Here is a 17165-nt window from a genome sequence, read left to right on the forward strand (position 1 = left end):
CCATCGAGATCGGCAAGCTCGCCGACATCGTGCTCTGGCGGCCCGAGTTCTTCGGCGCCAAGCCGCAGCTCGTCCTCAAGTCCGGCTTCCCCGCCTACGGCGTCGTGGGCGACCCGAACGCCGCCACCGACACCTGCGAACCCCTCGTCCTCGGACCGCAGTTCGGGGCGTATGGCGCGACGGCCGCCGACATCTCCGTGGCCTTCGTCGCGCAGGCCGCCGTCGACCAGGGAAACGACCTCATGCCCACCCGCCGCCGCAGGGTCGCCGTGCGCGGCACGCGCGGCATCGGCCCCGCCGACCTGCGCCTGAACTCCCGCACCGGAGCCGTCGACGTCGACCAGCGCTCCGGCCTCGTCACCCTCGACGGCGAACCGGTCCGCTCCGAACCCGCCGAATCCGTCTCCCTCAACCGCCTCTACTTCCTCTGACCCTGAAGGTGTACGTCATGTCTGCTGCCGCCGACGGTTTCCGCATGCCCGCCGAGTGGGCCCCGCACGAGCGCACCTGGATGGCGTGGCCGTGCCCCAACCCGACCTTCGACGACCCCGAGGGCCTCGACGCGTCCCGCGCCGCGTGGGCCTCGGTCGCCCGCGCCGTACGCCGCTTCGAGCCCGTCACCGTGGTGTGCGGGCCCGGCCAGTCCGCGTACGCCGAGGAGCTGCTCGGCGCGGACATCGAGGTCGTCGAGCGCGACCTCGACGACGCCTGGATGCGCGACATCGGGCCCACGTTCCTGACCAACGGCGCGGGCGAACTGGCCGCCGTGGACTGGACGTTCAATGGCTGGGGCGCCCAGGAGTGGGCCCGCTGGGACCACGACGCCAAGATCGGTGCGTACGTCGCGGAGCTGGCGTCCGCCCGGACGTACGCCTCGAAGCTGGTGAACGAGGGCGGTGGCATCCACGTCGACGGCGAGGGCACCGTCCTGCTCACCGAGACCGTGCAGCTCGGCCCCGAGCGCAACCCGGAGTGGACCAGGGAGCAGGTCGAGGCGGAGATCCACGCCCAGCTCGGCACCACCAAGGCGATCTGGCTGCCGCGCGGCCTCACCGCCGACTACCCCGGCCACGGCTTCGGCACCCTCGGCCATGTCGACATCGTCGCCGCGTTCGCCGGGCCCGGCGTCGTCCTCGTCCACTCCCAGCGGGACCCCTCGCACCCCGACTTCGAGGTCAGCAAGGAGATCATCGCGACCCTCAAGGGCCAGACGGACGCGCGCGGCCGCACCCTGCGGATCGTCGAGGTGCCCGCACCGACCGTCCTCAAGGACGACGAGGGCTGGGTCGACTACTCCTACATCAACCACTACCTCTGCAACGGCGGCGTCGTCCTGTGCGCCTTCGGCGACCCGAACGACGAGATCGCCGCGGGCATCTTCCGCGGCCTCTTCCCCGACAGGACCGTGACGCTCGTCGACGCCCGTACGATCTTTGCCGGGGGCGGTGGCATCCACTGCATCACCCAGCAGCAGCCCAAGGTGTGATCGACGAGGAGTGCTCCATGGCAGGTGGCGGTCAGGCCCGCGCGCGGAAGAACGCACCGCCGCGTGAGGACGTACTGGCGGCCGCCATGGAGATGATCGCCGAGCGCGGCCTGGAGAAGCTCACCATGGCCGCGCTCGGCGCCGAGGTCGGCATGAGCTCCGGCCACCTCCTCTACTACTTCCGCTCCAAGGACGAGCTGCTCCTGCGCACCCTGGAGTGGAGCGAGGGCCGCCTCGGCGCCGAGCGGGGCCGCCTGCTCGCCCGGCAGGGCACGGCCCGCGAGCGCCTGGACGCCTACGTCGAGCTGTACGTCCCCGACGCCACCGGCGACCCCCACTGGACGCTCTGGCTGGAGGTGTGGAACCGCTCCCTGAACACCGACGAGCACGGCCGCGACCGGCAGGCCGCGATCGAGGGCGCCTGGCACCGCGACCTGGTGGCGCTGCTCGCCGAGGGCGTCTCGCGCGGCGAGTTCGGGCCGATCGACCCCGACCGCTTCGCGTCCCGCCTGCGCGCGCTGCTCGACGGCTTCTCGATCCACGTGGCGATCGGCCTGCGCGGCACGGGACGCGACCAAGTCCTCACGCATGTACGGGAGTTCCTGGACGGAGCGCTCGCCCCGGACGCCTGACGACGCTCGGCGGCCTGGTGAGGTTGTACGCAGTCCGGCGGATTGCCCTCCCGTCCGGTGGTGCGTTTGTATCCCACGAACGGCTCCGGCAGCTTCGTGTGCCGCAGGCGCCGAACCACCACACCACGGGGGACCCGACCATGTACTGCACCCAGCGCAAGCGACTCGTCCTGGCCGTCACGGCGGCCGTCGCCGCGGCCACCGTCACCGCCCTGCCCGCCGCCGTCGCCGCGCCCGCCGGAGTGCGGGTGCCCGGCACGGAAGGCGTCAGCGTCACGGCGGACGGCAAGGCCGCCGACGGCCGCTCCTCGGGGGCGACCATCAGCCGCGACGGCCGGTTCGCGGCCTTCGACTCCGCGGCCACCGACCTGACCGCGGGCGACACGAACGGGCTGCGCGACATCTTCGTACGCGATCTGCGCACCGAGAAGACCGAGCGCATCACCCTGGCGGGCCGCGAGCTGCGGGGACCCGCCCTGAGCGCCGACGGCCGCTATGTCGCCTTCGTCTCCTCGCCCGCCGGCGCCTACTCGGACTCCGACGTCCGGATCTACGACCGCAGGACCAGGAAGACCGAACGGCTCGACGTCGAGCTGCCCGACGGCTTCGACGGGAGAGGCGCGGGCGGCGTCTCACTGAGCGCGAACGCGCGCTACGCCGTCTTCGACACCGAGCACCGCGAGGACGGCGGAGCCGTCTTCCTGCGCGACCGCAGGACCGGAAGCACCGAGCGGATCAGCCAGCCCGACGACAGCTGGGAGCCGCGCACCTCGCACTCCGCGACCGTCAGCGACGACGGCAGCCGGGTCGTCTACGCCCGCAACTACTCCAACGGCCCGCGCGGCGACGACTGGAGCGACATCTGGCTGCGCGACCGAGGGACGGGCGGACTGACGCAGATCGACCGCTCCTACGACGGCGCCAAGACGGAGAAGGAGTCCCTCGCCCCGGCCCTCAGCGCCGACGGCCGCACCGTCGTCTTCGAGTCCCGCGACACCCACCTCGTCCCCGATGACGACGACGTCGCCTGGAACGTCTTCGTGCACGACATCGCCTCCGGCAAGAACCGGCGCATCCACGGCACCCAGGGCGGCCCCGGCGAGGCCTACACCCGCGCGCCCGCCATCAGCGCCGACGGCCGCCACCTCACGTACATGTCGGAAGTGACCGAACCGGGCTCCCGGTACGGCAAGGAGTGGCCCGTCTACCTCCGGGACCTGAAGAAGGGCACCACCACGCTCCTCACCCCGGACACGGACGGCGGCGCCGCGACGGCGAGCGTCCTGCCCGGCGGCATCGCGGCCGACGCCCGCCGCGTCGCCTTCGCGTCGTCCGACGACACGCTGCTGCCCGGCGACACCAACGACGGCGACGACATCTTCGTGCGCCACACCCGCTGATCCGTACCTCTTCGTACGGCATGTACGCAGATGTCCCACCACGGTGCGGGCGGCCTGTCCAGGCGGCCGCCCGCATCGTGAGACGGGGCAGCGCGGCGTCAGCACGCTGTGGCAGGCTGCCTCCGTGCTCTCGTTCGCCATGATTATGGGCAGCAGGCGCGCCGGTCCGCAGTGACCGTCTCGTACCACCATGTACGGGCGGACACCGTCGTCCTCGACCCGCGCGCAGACCTCTCGCACCCGCGAGGGGTTTTTTCGTTTCCCGGCCCAACTGCAGCCGGACACGGAGCGCAAGGGATCATTGGGGGCGGTGGAGCCGGTCCTTCCGGTAAGACCGAGATCCGACACAGGAGCCAGATCAGCATGACGGAAACCAGCACACCCGACGATTCCTTCCATGTCTTCGACACGACGCTGCGCGACGGCGCGCAGCGCGAAGGCATCAACCTCACCGTCGCGGACAAGCTGACCATCGCCCGGCATCTGGACGACTTCGGCGTGGGCTTCATCGAGGGCGGCTGGCCCGGTGCCAACCCGCGCGACACCGAGTTCTTCGCGCGGGCACAGCAGGAGATCACCTTCCGGAACGCCCGGCTCGTCGCGTTCGGCGCCACCCGCCGCCCGGGCGCCAAGGCCGCCGACGACCCCCAGGTCAACGCCCTCCTCGCGTCCGGCGCCCCGGTCATCACGCTGGTCGCCAAGTCCCACGACCGGCACGTCGAACTGGCCCTGCGCACCACCCTCGACGAGAACCTGGAGATGGTCCGCGACACCGTCTCCCACCTCGTCGCCCAGGGCCGCCGCGTCTTCGTCGACTGCGAGCACTTCTTCGACGGCTACCGCGCCAACCCCGAGTACGCGAAGGCCGTCGTGCGCGCCGCCGCCGAGGCGGGCGCGGACGTCGTCGTCCTGTGCGACACCAACGGCGGCATGCTGCCCGCGCAGGTCCAGGCCGTCGTGGCCACCGTCGCTGCCGACACCGGCGCCCGGCTCGGCATCCACGCCCAGGACGACACCGGCTGCGCCGTCGCCAACACCCTCGCGGCCGTCGACGCGGGCGCCACCCACGTGCAGTGCACCGCCAACGGCTACGGCGAGCGCGTCGGCAACGCCAACCTCTTCCCCGTCGTCGCCGCCCTGGAACTCAAGTACGGCAAGCAGGTCCTGCCCGAGGGATCGCTGCGCGAGATGACCCGCGTCTCGCACGCCATCGCCGAGGTCGTGAACCTCACCCCGTCCACGCACCAGCCCTACGTCGGCGTCTCCGCCTTCGCGCACAAGGCCGGACTCCACGCCTCCGCGATCAAGGTCGACCCCGACCTCTACCAGCACATCGACCCGGACCTCGTCGGCAACCGCATCCGGATGCTCGTCTCCGACATGGCGGGCCGCGCCTCCATCGAGCTCAAGGGCAAGGAACTCGGCATCGACCTGGGCGGCGACCGCGAGCTGGTCGGCCGCGTGGTGGAGCGGGTCAAGGAGCGGGAGCTCCAGGGCTACACGTACGAGGCCGCCGACGCCTCCTTCGAGCTCCTGCTCCGCGAGGAGGCCGAGGGCCGGGCCCGCCGTTACTTCCGCGTCGAGTCCTGGCGGGCCATCGTCGAGGACCGCCCCGACGGCACGCACGCCAACGAGGCCACCGTGAAGCTGTGGGCCAAGGGCGAGCGCATCGTCGCCACCGCCGAGGGCAACGGCCCGGTCAACGCACTCGACCGGGCGCTGCGGGTCGGCCTGGAGCGGATCTATCCGCAGCTCGCCAAGTTGGAGCTGGTGGACTACAAGGTCCGCATCCTGGAGGGCAAGCACGGCACGTCCTCCACCACGCGCGTCCTGATCTCCACCTCCGACGGCGTCGGCGAGTGGTCGACGGTCGGCGTCGCGGAGAACGTCATCGCCGCCTCGTGGGGCGCGCTGGAGGACGCGTACACCTTCGGCCTGCTGCGGGCCGGAGTCGAACCGGTGGAGTAGCCCTCCGGAGGAGGCCGCCGAGGGCCCGACTGGGTTACGTTCGAAGTATGAGGAATCGGACGAAGCGGATCACCATCGTTCTGACGGGCCTGCTGCTGGCCCTGGGAACCGTGTCCTTCGCGGCACCCGGGGCCTTGGCGGCGTCGAGTACCTCGGTGGTGGCCGACGCCTGGGAGAAGAGTCCGGTGTACGTCGACCCGCAGGCGTCGGACCAGCTGTCCGGAGCCCAGGCCGACGCGCTCGCCAAGAAGATCAAGAAGGCGGACAAGCCGATCTTCGTCGCCGTCCTGCCGCGGAACTTCCCGCAGCCCGACCTCTTCAGGAAGCTGCGCGCCGAGACCGGCGTGACCGGTGTGTACGCGGTCCGCCTCGGCGCCGGCTTCGACGCCCAGGCCGACAAGGCGGCCCTGACGAACAACGCCGTCGAGAACCTCGTCTCCCTGGTCCAGGGCGAGGACACCAACGCCCAGCTCAACCACTTCGTCGACCAGGCGCTCGTGCAGACCACCGGCAAGGCTCCCGCCTCCTGGGGCGGCGGCTCGGACGACGGGGTCCCGGTGGGCGCCCTGATCGGTGTCGGCGCGGTCGTCGTGGCCGGCGGCGCGGGCGCGTACGCGGTGGTCAGGCGCAACCGGCGGCGGCGCGAGGAGGAACAGCGCGAGGCGCTGCGCAAGCTCGCGGTCGTGGTCGACGAGGACATCACCGCGTTCGGCGAGGAACTGGACCGGCTCGACTTCCACCCGGCGGAGTCCGGCGCCGACGACGCGATGCGCGCCGACTACGAACGCGCCCTGGACGCCTATGAGAAGGCGAAGTCGTTCATGGCGGCCGCGACCCGCCCCGAAGAGGTGCGGGGCGTGACCCAGGCCCTGGAGGACGGCCGCTTCTCGCTCGCGCTGCTCGCCGCACGCCGTGCGGGCAGGCCGCTGCCCGAGCGCCGCGCCCCCTGCTTCTTCGACCCCCGGCACGGCCCGTCCGTGCAGGACGCACGGTGGGCACCGGCGGGCGGCGCCGAACGCGAGGTCCCGGTCTGCGCGGCCGACGCGGCACGCCTCGCCGACGGGCAGGACCCGATGGTCCGCACCGTGACCACCGAGTCCGGCGAGCGCCGCCCCTACTGGGAGGCGGGCCCGGCCTACGGCCCGTGGGCGGGCGGCTACTTCGGCGGCGGCATCCTCCCCGGCCTGCTGCTCGGCACCATGCTCGGCGGCATGATGTCGAGCCCCGCCTACGCGGCCGACTACGGCTCCGGCTACGGAGACTTCGGCGGCGGCTACGAGGGCGGCGACTTCTCCGGCGCGGACTTCGACCCGGGCGACTTCGGCGGTGGCGGCGGAGACTTCGGCGGTGGCGGCGACTTCGGTGGAGGCGACTTCGGCGGCGGAGGCTTCTGAGCGCGTACGTTCAGTCGCCCCGCGGCGCAGGCGCAGCCGGGGACCCCGGCACGGCGCCCCCGCCGGGAATCGCGTCGGCGCCCGACACGGGCCACCGCCCCGGATGCCCGGGCGGCAACGCCAAGTCCCGCCGCACCGCGGTGTAATACCCCTCCCGGGCGGCCCGCTGCCGTTCGAGGAGCCCCGCCCACGCCGCCGGATCCCGCGTCCCCTCCCGCAGGAACCGCTCCATCTCGATCACGGTGACGACCCAGGTCCGCGCCCTGTCCACCACCTCCGGCGCCCCGAGCAGCAGCAGCGACTCCCCGGCGGGATCGCGTGCGTCGGCGGCCTCCGTGAACTGACGGGCCGCGGCTTCGGGGGAGAGGGGGTGGGGGTGCGGGTCGTTGCCGAGGTGGGCGGCGACCCGGTAGGTCAGGGTGACCGACTGCTTGAGGACCCGGGCGTACTCGGTGTAGACGGCGAGCCGCCGCTCCTCCCAGCGGGCTTCCTGCTCGCGCCGGAAGCGGGCCCGGTCGCCGCGCATGATGGCCACGTACGAACCGAGCGCACCGATGATCACGCCTAGGAGAGCGGGCAGTTGCTGTATGAACTCGGGCACGACGGAACCGTAGCGCGCCCGTGCGGGGTACGTTCGGGAGATGTCTCCAGTGATCCTTCTGCTCTCCGGAAGCCTGCGCCCGGGCTCATCGAACGAACTCGTCCTGCGGACCGCGCGCGCCGTGGCTCCGGAGGGGATACGCACTGTCCTGTACGAAGGCCTGGGCGAGCTGCCCCACTTCAACCCGGACGACGACACCGACCCGCTGCCCGCACCGGTGGCCGCGCTGCGCTCGGCGATCGCAGGGGCGACGGCGATCCTGGTCTGCACTCCGGAGTACGCGGGCACGCTCCCGGGCTCCTTCAAGAACCTGCTCGACTGGACGGTCGGCGGCACGGAGATCGGCGACAAGCCCGTCGCCTGGGTGAACGCGGCGGCCCCGGGCCGGGGCGAGGGCGCGACGGCCACGCTCCGCGGCGTGCTGGGCTACACGGGCGCGGCGGTCGTGGAGGAGGCGTGCGTGCGGGTCCAGGTGGACCGGGGGACCCTCGCCGAGGACGGCACTCTCGGGGATCCCGCGGTCCGGGGTCAACTGGCCGACGCGCTGGGGCTGTTGACGCGTCGGCCGTAGGCGACGGCACACCGCGGACGGAGCGGCCTCAGGAGGCGTCCTTGATCGCGGAGATGTCGAAGTTCAGCTTGATCTTGTCGGAGACGAGAACGCCGCCGGTCTCGAGCGCGGCGTTCCACGTCAGGCCCCACTCCGAGCGCAGGATCTCCGCCTTGCCCTCGAAGCCGACGCGCTCGTTGCCGAACGGGTCCTTGGCGACGCCGTTGAACTCCAGGTCGATGCTGAGCGGCTTGGTGGTGCCGAGGATCGTCAGGTCACCGGTGATGCGGTAGTCGTCGCCGCCCAGGGCCTCGGCCGAGGTGGAGCGGAAGGTCATCTGGGGGAACTCGTCCGTCTTGAAGAAGTCCGCGCTCTTGAGGTGACCGTCGCGGTCGGCGTTGCCGGTGTCGATGCTCTCCATCGTGACGTCGATGGAGGCGGTCGAGCGGGACGGGTCGGAGCCGTCCAGGTGCAGCGTGCCGGAGGCCTCGCGGAAGGAGCCCTTGACGTTGGTGACCATCGCGTGGCGGGCCACGAAACCGATCGTCGTGTGCGAGGGGTCGATCGTGTAGGTGCCGGTCAGCGCGGCGAGGTCCGGTCCCGCCTGGGCCGCGGCGGCGGGTGCGGCGGTCGTGGCGGCGGTGTCGTTCTTGCGGTTGAAGAGACCCATGACGTGCTCCTTGGGGACGAGCTCCGTGCGGAGCTTCTGTTGAATGTTCAACGAGATTGAATGTAGCGCGATTCGGTTCAATGTTCAACCTGTAGCGCGAAGTCGCCGCATGATCACGCACCGCCATCGAGGGAGTCCGCGCGCTCACCCTTGGGCTTCCGCCCCGCGCTTCTCGGACTGCCGCGCCCCGGGGGCTCCGATTCCGCCGACTGGGCCGCGACCACGCCGATACCCAGTGTCCCCATGTCCCGAAGATTCCGCGCGGCGTGCGGCTCCGGTATGCGGTTCGCCTGTGCCGGGAGCCGTGCCTCGGCGGCGGGTGCGGGCCGCGCGGAGTTCCGGACCGCGAACCAAGGGCCCCGCTGTTCTCCTGGGTCCACTGCTGCTTGGCGAGATCTCCGGCGCGGGAGGTGTCACTGGTAGCGGCGCCTGCGGTGGTCGCCGCCCGCCGCGACTCGCCTCACCCGCCCGTGTGCCCCCAAGCCCGGTGCCACATGGCGCCATGGTGGCGCCAAATCTGCCCCACGCTGAGCCTTCCGCGCCCCCGGCGAAGAATTTCTCACCGCCTGGCACCACGTAGAGATGTGCTCTGACCTGCGAAAACGGCCCCAAGCGCAACCCGTGGCACCGAACCCGCCGCCACAGCCGCTTGCGATGGCGCCATTGTGGTGCCATGCTGGCGTCATGAACCTCACGCAGTACGTCGACCAGCTCAGGCAGGAGCTCGCCGTGGCCGCCGAAGCGGGCGGCGACGAGGCGCGGGCCCTGGCCGAGCGCCTCACCGCCCCGCTGGAGTCGGCAGCCCGGCTCACCCTGCTGAACGCGCTGTCCGCCGCCGCGGACGAGATCACCATCGACCTCGCGCCGGGCTCGGTCGACCTGCGACTGCGCGGACTCGACCCCGAGTTCGTGGTGACCCCGCCGCCCGCGGCCGAGGCGTTCGACGCCCAGGCCGAGTACGCGGCGCTCATGTCGGCGCAGTCGACGCCCCCGCCGCCGCCCCCCGCCCCCGAAGCGCCGGACGACGGAGGCACCGCCCGGATCAACCTCCGCCTGCCGGCCAACGTCAAGGCCAGGGTCGAGGAAGCGGCGAACCGCGACGGCCTCTCGGTCAACGCCTGGCTCGTCCGCGCGGTCTCCGGTGCCCTGGACCGGCCCGGTGGCGGGCCCGCCGCGACGGCGAGCCGCGAGGCCACCCGCGTCGGCAACGGATTCACCGGATGGGTGCGGTAACTCCCGCCCCACGCACAGGACTTCACCACGGTTCACGCCGAACTTCACCGCACGCCGAGCCATGAGGACGGGACAGCCATGCCTTCTTTCGACACCCCGAAGCCCATCACCGCCACCGTCACCCTCGACGTGGGAGCCCTCCGCGTCGTGGCCGGTGACCGCGCCGACACCGTCGTCGACGTACGTCCCAGCAGTGCGAACCGGGACCTGGACGTCAAGGCGGCCGAGCGCACCCGCGTCGAGTTCGCCAACGGCAAGCTGCTGGTCAAGGGGCCCAAGGAACGCTCCCTGTTCGGCAAGAGCCCGTCGATCGACGTGGAGATCGCGCTGCCGGCCGGCTCCGAACTGCACATCAACACCGTCATGGTGCACTTCGCCGCCGAAGGCAGGCTCGGCGACTGCGAGTTCAAGACGTCCGCGGGCGACGTGCAGATCGAGCGGGCGGCCGGAGTCCGGGTGAAGACCGGCTTCGGCGAGGTCTCCGTGGGCCGCGCGAACGGCTCGGCCGAGGTCAGCACGGGATCGGGCGAGATCCGCGTCGGCGAGGTCACGGGGTCGGTCGAGGTCAAGAACTCCAACGGCTCCACCGTCCTCGGCGAGATCGGCGGCGACATCAAGGTGAAGGCGTCCAACGGCTCCGTCGTCATCGAGCGCGCGGCCGCCGACGTCAGCGTCAAGACCGCGAGCGGCGCCATCAGCGTCGGCGAGCTGACCCGCGGCGAGGCCGGTCTCGAGACCGCCGCGGGCAAGATCGAGATCGGCATCCGCGAGGGCACGGCCACCTGGCTGGACGTCCAGACGAAGCTCGGCAGCGTGAAGCAGTCGCTGGAGGCGTCGGACACGCCGGGCGAGCCCACGGAGACGCTCAAGGTGCGGGCCCGGACGAGCATGGGCGACATCGTGGTCCACCGCGCCTGACGCGCACGGCCCCGCCGCTCCACCTCTTTTACTCCTCCACCCCTCACCCCTCACCCCCCATTCCCCAGCTGCCACCCAGGCAGCCGTCCGGGACCAGTTTCGAACTGGTGTCCGGTACCGAGGCTGCCCTCACCCGAAAAGGAACGGACATGGCAACGCCCCACCAGGCGCGCCCGGCGGCGATCTCCGCCACCGGCCTGCGCAAGTCCTTCGGCGAGAAGACCGTGCTCGACGGCATCGACCTGAACATCCCCCAAGGGACGATCTTCGCCCTGCTCGGCCCCAACGGTGCGGGCAAGACCACCGCGGTGCAGATCCTGTCGACACTCATCGGCGCCGACGCGGGCCAGGTGACGATCGCGGGCCACGACCTGGACCGGGAGCCCGAGAAGGTGCGCGCCGCGATCGGCGTCACCGGTCAGTTCTCCGCCGTCGACAACCTCCTGACCGGCGAGGAGAACCTGCTCCTCATGGCCGACCTGTACGGCTTCGGCCGCCGCCAGGCCCGCCAGCTCACCGCCGATCTCCTGGACCGGTTCGACCTCGTCGAGGCCGGCCGGAAGCCCGCGTCGACGTACTCCGGCGGTATGCGGCGCAGGCTCGACATCGCGATGACCCTGGTCGGCAACCCGAGCATCATCTTCCTCGACGAGCCGACCACCGGCCTCGACCCGCGCAGCAGGCTCAGCATGTGGGAGATGATCCGCGACCTCGTCTCCGACGGCGTCACCGTCCTGCTGACCACGCAGTACCTGGAAGAGGCCGACCAACTCGCCGACCGCATCGCGGTGTTGAGCGGCGGCAAGCTCGTCGCCGAGGGCACCCCCGCCGAGCTCAAGCGGCTCGTGCCCGGTGGCCACGTCGTGCTGCGGTTCGCGGATGAGGCCGGTCTGGAGCGGGCCGCGAGCACCCTCGGCGTCGCCACCCGCGGCGATGACGCCCTCACCCTGCAGATCCCCAGCGACGGCAGCGTCCAGTCGGTGAAGTCCCTGCTCGACTGGGTCGAGGCCGCCGAGATCGCGGTCGAGGGCCTCACCATCGACACCCCCGACCTGGACGACGTCTTCTTCGCCGTGACCGGCCGCCCCGACAACGAGAAAGTGACGACCCGATGACCACCTCCGCCACCGCCGCGTCCACCACGGCCCCGGCCGTCTCCCGCTCGTACCGGCCCGTGCCGACCACGGCACGGCGCAACTCCCTGACGATGCTGCGCCGCAACCTCCAGCACGCCCGCCGCTACCCGGCCATGACGATCAGCCTGGTGGGCATGCCCATCTCGATGCTGCTGCTCTTCAACTACGTCTTCGGCGGCACGATGTCGGCCGGCATGGGCTCATCGGGGTCCGGCGACTACATCAACTACCTCGTCCCCGGCATCCTGTTGATGGCCGTGGGCTCGGGTGTCCTGCCGACCACGGTCGGCGTCTGCACCGACATGACCGAGGGCATCGTGGCCCGCTTCAGGACCATGCCGATCAACGGCGCCTCCGTCCTGACGGGCCGGGCCGTCGGCGCCGTCATCCAGACGCTGCTCAGCATCGTCCTCGTCCTCGGGGTGGCCCTCCTCGTGGGCTTCCGCTCCGGCGCCGAACCGATCGAGTGGCTCGCCGTCGCGGGGCTCCTCACCCTCATGTGCTTCGCCCTCACCTGGGTCGCCGTCGCCCTCGGCCAGCTGGTCAAGGCCCCGGAGTCGGCGAGCAGCATCGCCCTGCCGTTCTCGTTCCTGCTGCCCTTCCTCAGCAGCGTGTTCGTGCCGCTCGACTCGATGCCGGACTGGCTGCGCCACTTCGCCGAGTGGCAGCCCTACACCGCCTTCACCGAGACCCTGCGCGGTCTCCTCAACGGCAGCGAGATCGGCAAGTTCGGTCCGCTGGCGGTGGGTTGGGGCATCGCGCTCGTCCTGATCGGCTACCTGTGGGCACGCTCGCTCTTCAAGCGGGACGCCACGCGCTGACCAGGACCGGCGTCGCCGACCCGGCGACGCCCCAGTGAACCTGCGAGGTTACAGGGGTACTTCGCGGGAGGGCGCCGCGCGGCGGGAGTCGCGCGGCGCCCGACTTCGTGTTCCGCACCAAGCGTTCGTGTTCCGCGTCAAGCGCGCCCGGCGCTCCGCGGGATCGACGCCGGTATCTCTGTCAGAGGGATAGACAGCGCTTTCTCTCCGTTGATGCACCCCTGTCGCATGACCCTCAATCGCCGCACCTTCCTTACAGCAACCGCTTTCGGAGCAGTCATGTCGACCGTCCCTTTCCCGGCGTACGCGGCCCGGCGCGACGACGAGTTCGACACCCTGCGCGAGCGCTGGCTGGAGATCTCCCTCGGCACCGGCTACGACCCCGCCGCCGAGCCGTACGCGTCCCGCCTCAAGGAGACCGGCGACCTCGCCCGCACCTTCCGCGCCGCCATGGCCCCGGCCGCGAAGTCCCTCTGGCCCGACGCCCCCTTCGACCCGCCCGCCGGCATCACCCTGAGCTGCAGCAGGCTGTGGACGATGACCCAGGCGTACGTCTACGAGGGCACGGGAGCCACGGGCGACGCGGGCCTCCTCGCCGACATCCTGCGCGGCATCGACCACGTCGGCGCCACCGTCTACAACGCGGCCACCACCCGCTACGGCAACTGGTGGGAGTGGCAGACAGGCAGCCCCCGCCTCCTGATGGACATCGTCGCGGCGCTCCACGGCCACCTCACCGCGACGCAGCGGGACAACGCCTTCACCGCCGTCGACCACTTCATCCCCGACTCCGCGCTCGGCGACTACACCGGCACCTCCACCGGCGCCAACCGGGAATGGGGCCTCCCCTGCTCCTTAAGAGCTTGGGGAACTGTGCCGCTCCGTCGCCCTGCGCGGCATCCTCGGCAGGCAGGCGGCCAAGGTCGCCCTCGCCCGCGACGCCCTCTCGCCGGTCTTCCCGTACGTCACCAAGGGCGACGGCCTCTACGCCGACGGCTCGTTCATCCAGTACACCTGGGTCGCGTACTCGGGGACGTACGGCCAGGTCATGCTCGACGGTCTTGGGCGGCTGTTCGCGCTGCTCGGCGGGTCGACGTGGGAGGTCACCGACCCCAGGAAGCAGATCATCCTGGACAGCGTGGAACGGGCGTACGCGCCGCTCGTCCTCGACGGCCTGGCCATGGACAGTGTCAACGGCCGTGCCATCAGCCGGGGTTGCCTCAAGGGCGACGACCGCAAGATCATGCGCAGCGACCACTTCCACAGCCAGGGCCTGATCGCCGCCATGGCCCTGCTCGCGGGCGGTGCGAGCCCCGAGGAGCGGACCCGCTGGCACGCGCGGATCAAGGGCTGGATCGAGCGGGACACCGTCACACCGATCCTCGCGGCCCGGCAGTTCGGGGTCGCCGACCTCGCCCGGCTGCACGCGGTGGCGGACTCCGCGGTGCCGGCCGCGCCCGAACCGGTCGGGCACCGCCTCTTCGCCGCCATGGACCGCGCCGTGCACCGCCGCCCCGGATTCACCGCGAGCATCTCGATGGGCTCGGAGCGGATCGCGTACTACGAGTGCGGCAACGGCGAGAACCCGCGCGGCTGGCACACCGGCGCGGGGATGCTGTCCTGGTGGGCGGCGGGGGAGCGCACGGACCAGTTCACCGACTGGTTCTGGCCGACCGTCGACTTCTCCCGGCTGCCCGGAACGACCGTGGCCACCAAGCGACTTGTCGACAAGGCGGGCGGCGAGTGGGGCGCGGCCAGGCCCGCCGTGCGCTGGGTCGGCGGCGCCACGGACGGCGAGTTCGCCGCGGTCGGCCAGCATCTGAAGGGCCTCGACTCCACGCTGGTGGCCCGCAAGTCGTGGTTCGGCGTCGCCGACGCCGTGGTGTGCCTGGGCGCCGGGATCACCGCGGCCCTCACCCTCGACGACCGCCCGAGCCCGCGCTGGGCCCACCTCGAAGGCCACGGCGGCTGGGTCTTCCCCGGCGGTGCGGCCGCCCTGAAGGCGCTCCGCGAGGACCGCACGGGGGCCTGGTCCGACATCAACGCGACCAGCTCCACCGAGCGGCGGACCCGGCGCTGGCAGACGCTCTGGCTGGACCACGGCACCGACCCCGCGGACGCCTCGTACGTCTATCTCCTCATGCCGGGGCCCTCGCGCCGCACCCTCGCCGCCCGGGCCGGTGACCGCGGCTGGTTGTCGGTCCTCGCCAATTCGGCGACGGCCCAGGCCGTGGCCGTCGACTCGCTCGGTCTGACCGCGGCCAACTTCTGGGAGCCGGGCCGGGCCGGGCGGCTCACCGTCTCGCGGCCCGCGAGCGTACTGATCCGCCGCCGCGGGAGAAGCGCTACGGTTCATGTGAGCGAGCCTCCGCGCACTGGAGAACCCCTCGAATTCACCTGGAACCGCCCTGGAGTCCGGGTCGTGGCCAAGGATCCGGCGGTCGAGGTGCTCGGCACCGACGGATCGCTGCGGCTGCGGATCACGCCGGGGACGGCGTGCGAGAGCCGCCGATGTGAGCTGTCTCTCATCTGACCCGGCCCCCGCCGAGGCCGCGGTCGAGGGGTTCTTTTGTAGAACCCCTACAGCGGGCGGGGGGCTAAGCAGTCACTTCTTCAGTAACCCCGCGCTCTTCTGTTCGGGGCTGCCAGGAAAACGGCCCGGAGACTGTACAGAGTCGACGGTCCGTTTCCCTTGGTGTGCTCCGTAAGGTCGATCCATGACCGTTTTGGACGAGACCGCTTCCGCTGGTGATTCGGCGGGTGAACCCACCGACGCACGCGGACGCGTGGCCGAACTGCACGAGATCCGTGCGGAGGCGCTGCGCGGGCCCAGCGAGAAGGCGACCGAGGCACAGCATGCCAAGGGCAAGCTGACCGCACGCGAGCGGATCGAGCTGCTTCTCGACCCGGACTCGTTCAACGAGGTCGAGCAGCTGCGCAGGCACCGCGCCACGGGCTTCGGCCTGGAGGCGAAGAAGCCGTACACCGACGGTGTCATCACCGGCTGGGGCACGGTGGAGGGCCGCACGGTCTTCGTCTACGCCCATGACTTCCGGATCTTCGGCGGCGCCCTGGGCGAGGCCCACGCCACCAAGATCCACAAGATCATGGACATGGCCATCGCGGCCGGTGCGCCGCTGGTCTCCCTGAACGACGGCGCGGGCGCCCGCATCCAGGAGGGCGTCTCCGCCCTCGCCGGATACGGCGGCATCTTCCAGCGCAACACCAAGGCGTCCGGCGTCATCCCGCAGATCAGCGTGATGCTCGGCCCGTGCGCGGGCGGCGCGGCCTACTCGCCCGCCCTCACCGACTTCGTGTTCATGGTCCGCGACACCTCGCAGATGTTCATCACGGGACCCGACGTGGTCCGCGCGGTGACCGGCGAGGAGATCTCCCAGAACGGTCTGGGCGGCGCGGACGTGCACGCCGAGACGTCGGGCGTGTGCCACTTCGCGTACGACGACGAAGAGACCTGCCTGGCCGAGGTCCGCTACCTGATCTCGATGCTCCCCTCCAACAACCGGGAGAACCCGCCGGCGCACGAGTCCGAGGACCCGGCCGAGCGCCGCTCGGACGTCCTGCTCGACCTGGTCCCCGCGGACGGCAACCGGCCGTACGACATGGCCAAGGTCATCGAGGAGCTCGTCGACGACGGCGACTACCTGGAGATCCACGAGCGCTGGGCGCGCAACATCATCTGCGCCCTGGCCCGCCTGGACGGCAAGGTCGTCGGCATCGTCGCCAACCAGCCGCAGTCGCTCGCCGGTGTCCTGGACATCGAGGCGTCCGAGAAGGCCGCCCGCTTCGTGCAGATGTGCGACGCCTTCAACATCCCGATCGTCACCCTGCTGGACGTCCCCGGCTTCCTGCCCGGCGTCGACCAGGAGCACGGTGGGATCATCCGGCACGGCGCCAAGCTGCTGTACGCGTACTGCAACGCGACGGTGCCGCGGATCTCGCTGATCCTGCGCAAGGCCTACGGAGGTGCGTACATCGTGATGGACTCGCAGTCCATCGGTGCGGACCTGACCTACGCGTGGCCGACCAACGAGATCGCGGTGATGGGCGCCGAGGGCGCCGCCAACGTGATCTTCCGCCGGCAGATCGCCGCCGCCGAGGACCCCGAGGCCATGCGCGCACGCATGGTCAAGGAGTACAAGGCCGAGCTGATGCACCCCTACTACGCGGCGGAGCGCGGCCTCGTCGATGACGTCATCGACCCCGCCGAGACCCGCGAGGTACTCATCAAGTCCCTCGCGATGCTCCGCAACAAGCACGCCGACCTGCCCTCGCGCAAGCACGGCAACCCTCCGCAGTAACCCTGCGCCGCAGTAGCCCACAAGGAGAACGCTGCAC

The 17165-nt window shown here is 71.3% G+C and carries 13 protein-coding genes and 2 pseudogenes; 13 read left to right on the top strand and 2 right to left on the bottom strand.

The genetic code is table 11. The annotated features are described in order from the left end of the window. The 6 genes and pseudogenes from ACFWZ2_RS30380 to ACFWZ2_RS30405 form a co-directional block, all read left to right on the top strand. A pseudogene (locus tag ACFWZ2_RS30380) lies at positions 1 to 431 on the top strand (urease subunit alpha); the annotation flags it as partial. Positions 432 to 448: 17 nt separating this feature from the next. Then, positions 449 to 1486, top strand: a complete 1038-nt coding sequence (locus ACFWZ2_RS30385; RefSeq protein ID WP_384551084.1) for an agmatine/peptidylarginine deiminase — start codon at positions 449 to 451, stop codon at positions 1484 to 1486. Between the two features lie 17 nt (positions 1487 to 1503). After that, positions 1504 to 2118: a TetR/AcrR family transcriptional regulator gene (locus ACFWZ2_RS30390; RefSeq protein WP_384551086.1), complete on the top strand. Its 615-nt coding sequence runs from the start codon at positions 1504 to 1506 to the stop codon at positions 2116 to 2118. A gap of 140 nt (positions 2119 to 2258) precedes the next feature. Next, complete coding sequence (locus tag ACFWZ2_RS30395; RefSeq protein ID WP_384551088.1) at positions 2259 to 3518, top strand: TolB family protein; 1260 nt, start codon at positions 2259 to 2261, stop codon at positions 3516 to 3518. A gap of 363 nt (positions 3519 to 3881) precedes the next feature. Continuing rightward, positions 3882 to 5486 carry a citramalate synthase gene (gene cimA / locus ACFWZ2_RS30400; RefSeq protein WP_384551090.1) on the top strand — a complete coding sequence of 535 codons (1605 nt, stop codon included), beginning with the start codon at positions 3882 to 3884 and terminating at the stop codon, positions 5484 to 5486. A 47-nt stretch (positions 5487 to 5533) separates the two neighbouring features. Continuing rightward, positions 5534 to 6880: a hypothetical protein gene (locus ACFWZ2_RS30405; protein ID WP_384551092.1), complete on the top strand. Its 1347-nt coding sequence runs from the start codon at positions 5534 to 5536 to the stop codon at positions 6878 to 6880. Positions 6881 to 6890: 10 nt separating this feature from the next. Here the strand turns inward: ACFWZ2_RS30405 and ACFWZ2_RS30410 are convergent, their stop codons facing one another. Next, a complete protein-coding gene (locus ACFWZ2_RS30410; protein ID WP_384551094.1) occupies positions 6891 to 7481 on the bottom strand; it encodes a hypothetical protein in 591 nt (196 codons plus the stop codon). A gap of 40 nt (positions 7482 to 7521) precedes the next feature. On the opposite strand from ACFWZ2_RS30410, the gene ACFWZ2_RS30415 reads away from it, so the two are divergent. Next, positions 7522 to 8052: an NADPH-dependent FMN reductase gene (locus tag ACFWZ2_RS30415; protein ID WP_384551096.1), complete on the top strand. Its 531-nt coding sequence runs from the start codon at positions 7522 to 7524 to the stop codon at positions 8050 to 8052. Positions 8053 to 8080: 28 nt separating this feature from the next. On the opposite strand, the gene ACFWZ2_RS30420 is transcribed toward ACFWZ2_RS30415, so the two are convergent. Continuing rightward, on the bottom strand, positions 8081 to 8701 hold the full coding sequence (locus ACFWZ2_RS30420; protein WP_384551194.1) for a YceI family protein: 621 nt from the start codon (positions 8699 to 8701) through the stop codon (positions 8081 to 8083). 684 nt (positions 8702 to 9385) lie between these two features. Between ACFWZ2_RS30420 and ACFWZ2_RS30425 the strand changes: the two genes are divergently transcribed. From ACFWZ2_RS30425 to ACFWZ2_RS30450, 6 genes and pseudogenes are all read left to right on the top strand, one after another. Then, positions 9386 to 9934 (top strand): hypothetical protein, encoded by a 549-nt coding sequence (locus ACFWZ2_RS30425; protein WP_384551098.1) that lies wholly within the window; start codon positions 9386 to 9388, stop codon positions 9932 to 9934. A gap of 78 nt (positions 9935 to 10012) precedes the next feature. Then, positions 10013 to 10852: a DUF4097 domain-containing protein gene (locus ACFWZ2_RS30430; RefSeq protein ID WP_384551100.1), complete on the top strand. Its 840-nt coding sequence runs from the start codon at positions 10013 to 10015 to the stop codon at positions 10850 to 10852. 149 nt (positions 10853 to 11001) lie between these two features. Further along, positions 11002 to 11967: an ATP-binding cassette domain-containing protein gene (locus ACFWZ2_RS30435; RefSeq protein WP_384551102.1), complete on the top strand. Its 966-nt coding sequence runs from the start codon at positions 11002 to 11004 to the stop codon at positions 11965 to 11967. Beyond that, positions 11964 to 12809 carry an ABC transporter permease gene (locus ACFWZ2_RS30440; protein ID WP_384551103.1) on the top strand — a complete coding sequence of 282 codons (846 nt, stop codon included), beginning with the start codon at positions 11964 to 11966 and terminating at the stop codon, positions 12807 to 12809. Before ACFWZ2_RS30435 ends, ACFWZ2_RS30440 begins: the two co-directional genes overlap by 4 nt. A gap of 213 nt (positions 12810 to 13022) precedes the next feature. Continuing rightward, positions 13023 to 15342: pseudogene (locus ACFWZ2_RS30445) on the top strand (polysaccharide lyase 8 family protein). 184 nt (positions 15343 to 15526) lie between these two features. Further along, on the top strand, positions 15527 to 17128 hold the full coding sequence (locus tag ACFWZ2_RS30450) for an acyl-CoA carboxylase subunit beta (RefSeq protein WP_384551105.1): 1602 nt from the start codon (positions 15527 to 15529) through the stop codon (positions 17126 to 17128). Positions 17129 to 17165: the final 37 nt, after the last annotated feature.

Source organism: Streptomyces sp. NPDC059002, from assembly GCF_042740435.1.
GTDB lineage: Bacteria > Actinomycetota > Actinomycetes > Streptomycetales > Streptomycetaceae > Streptomyces.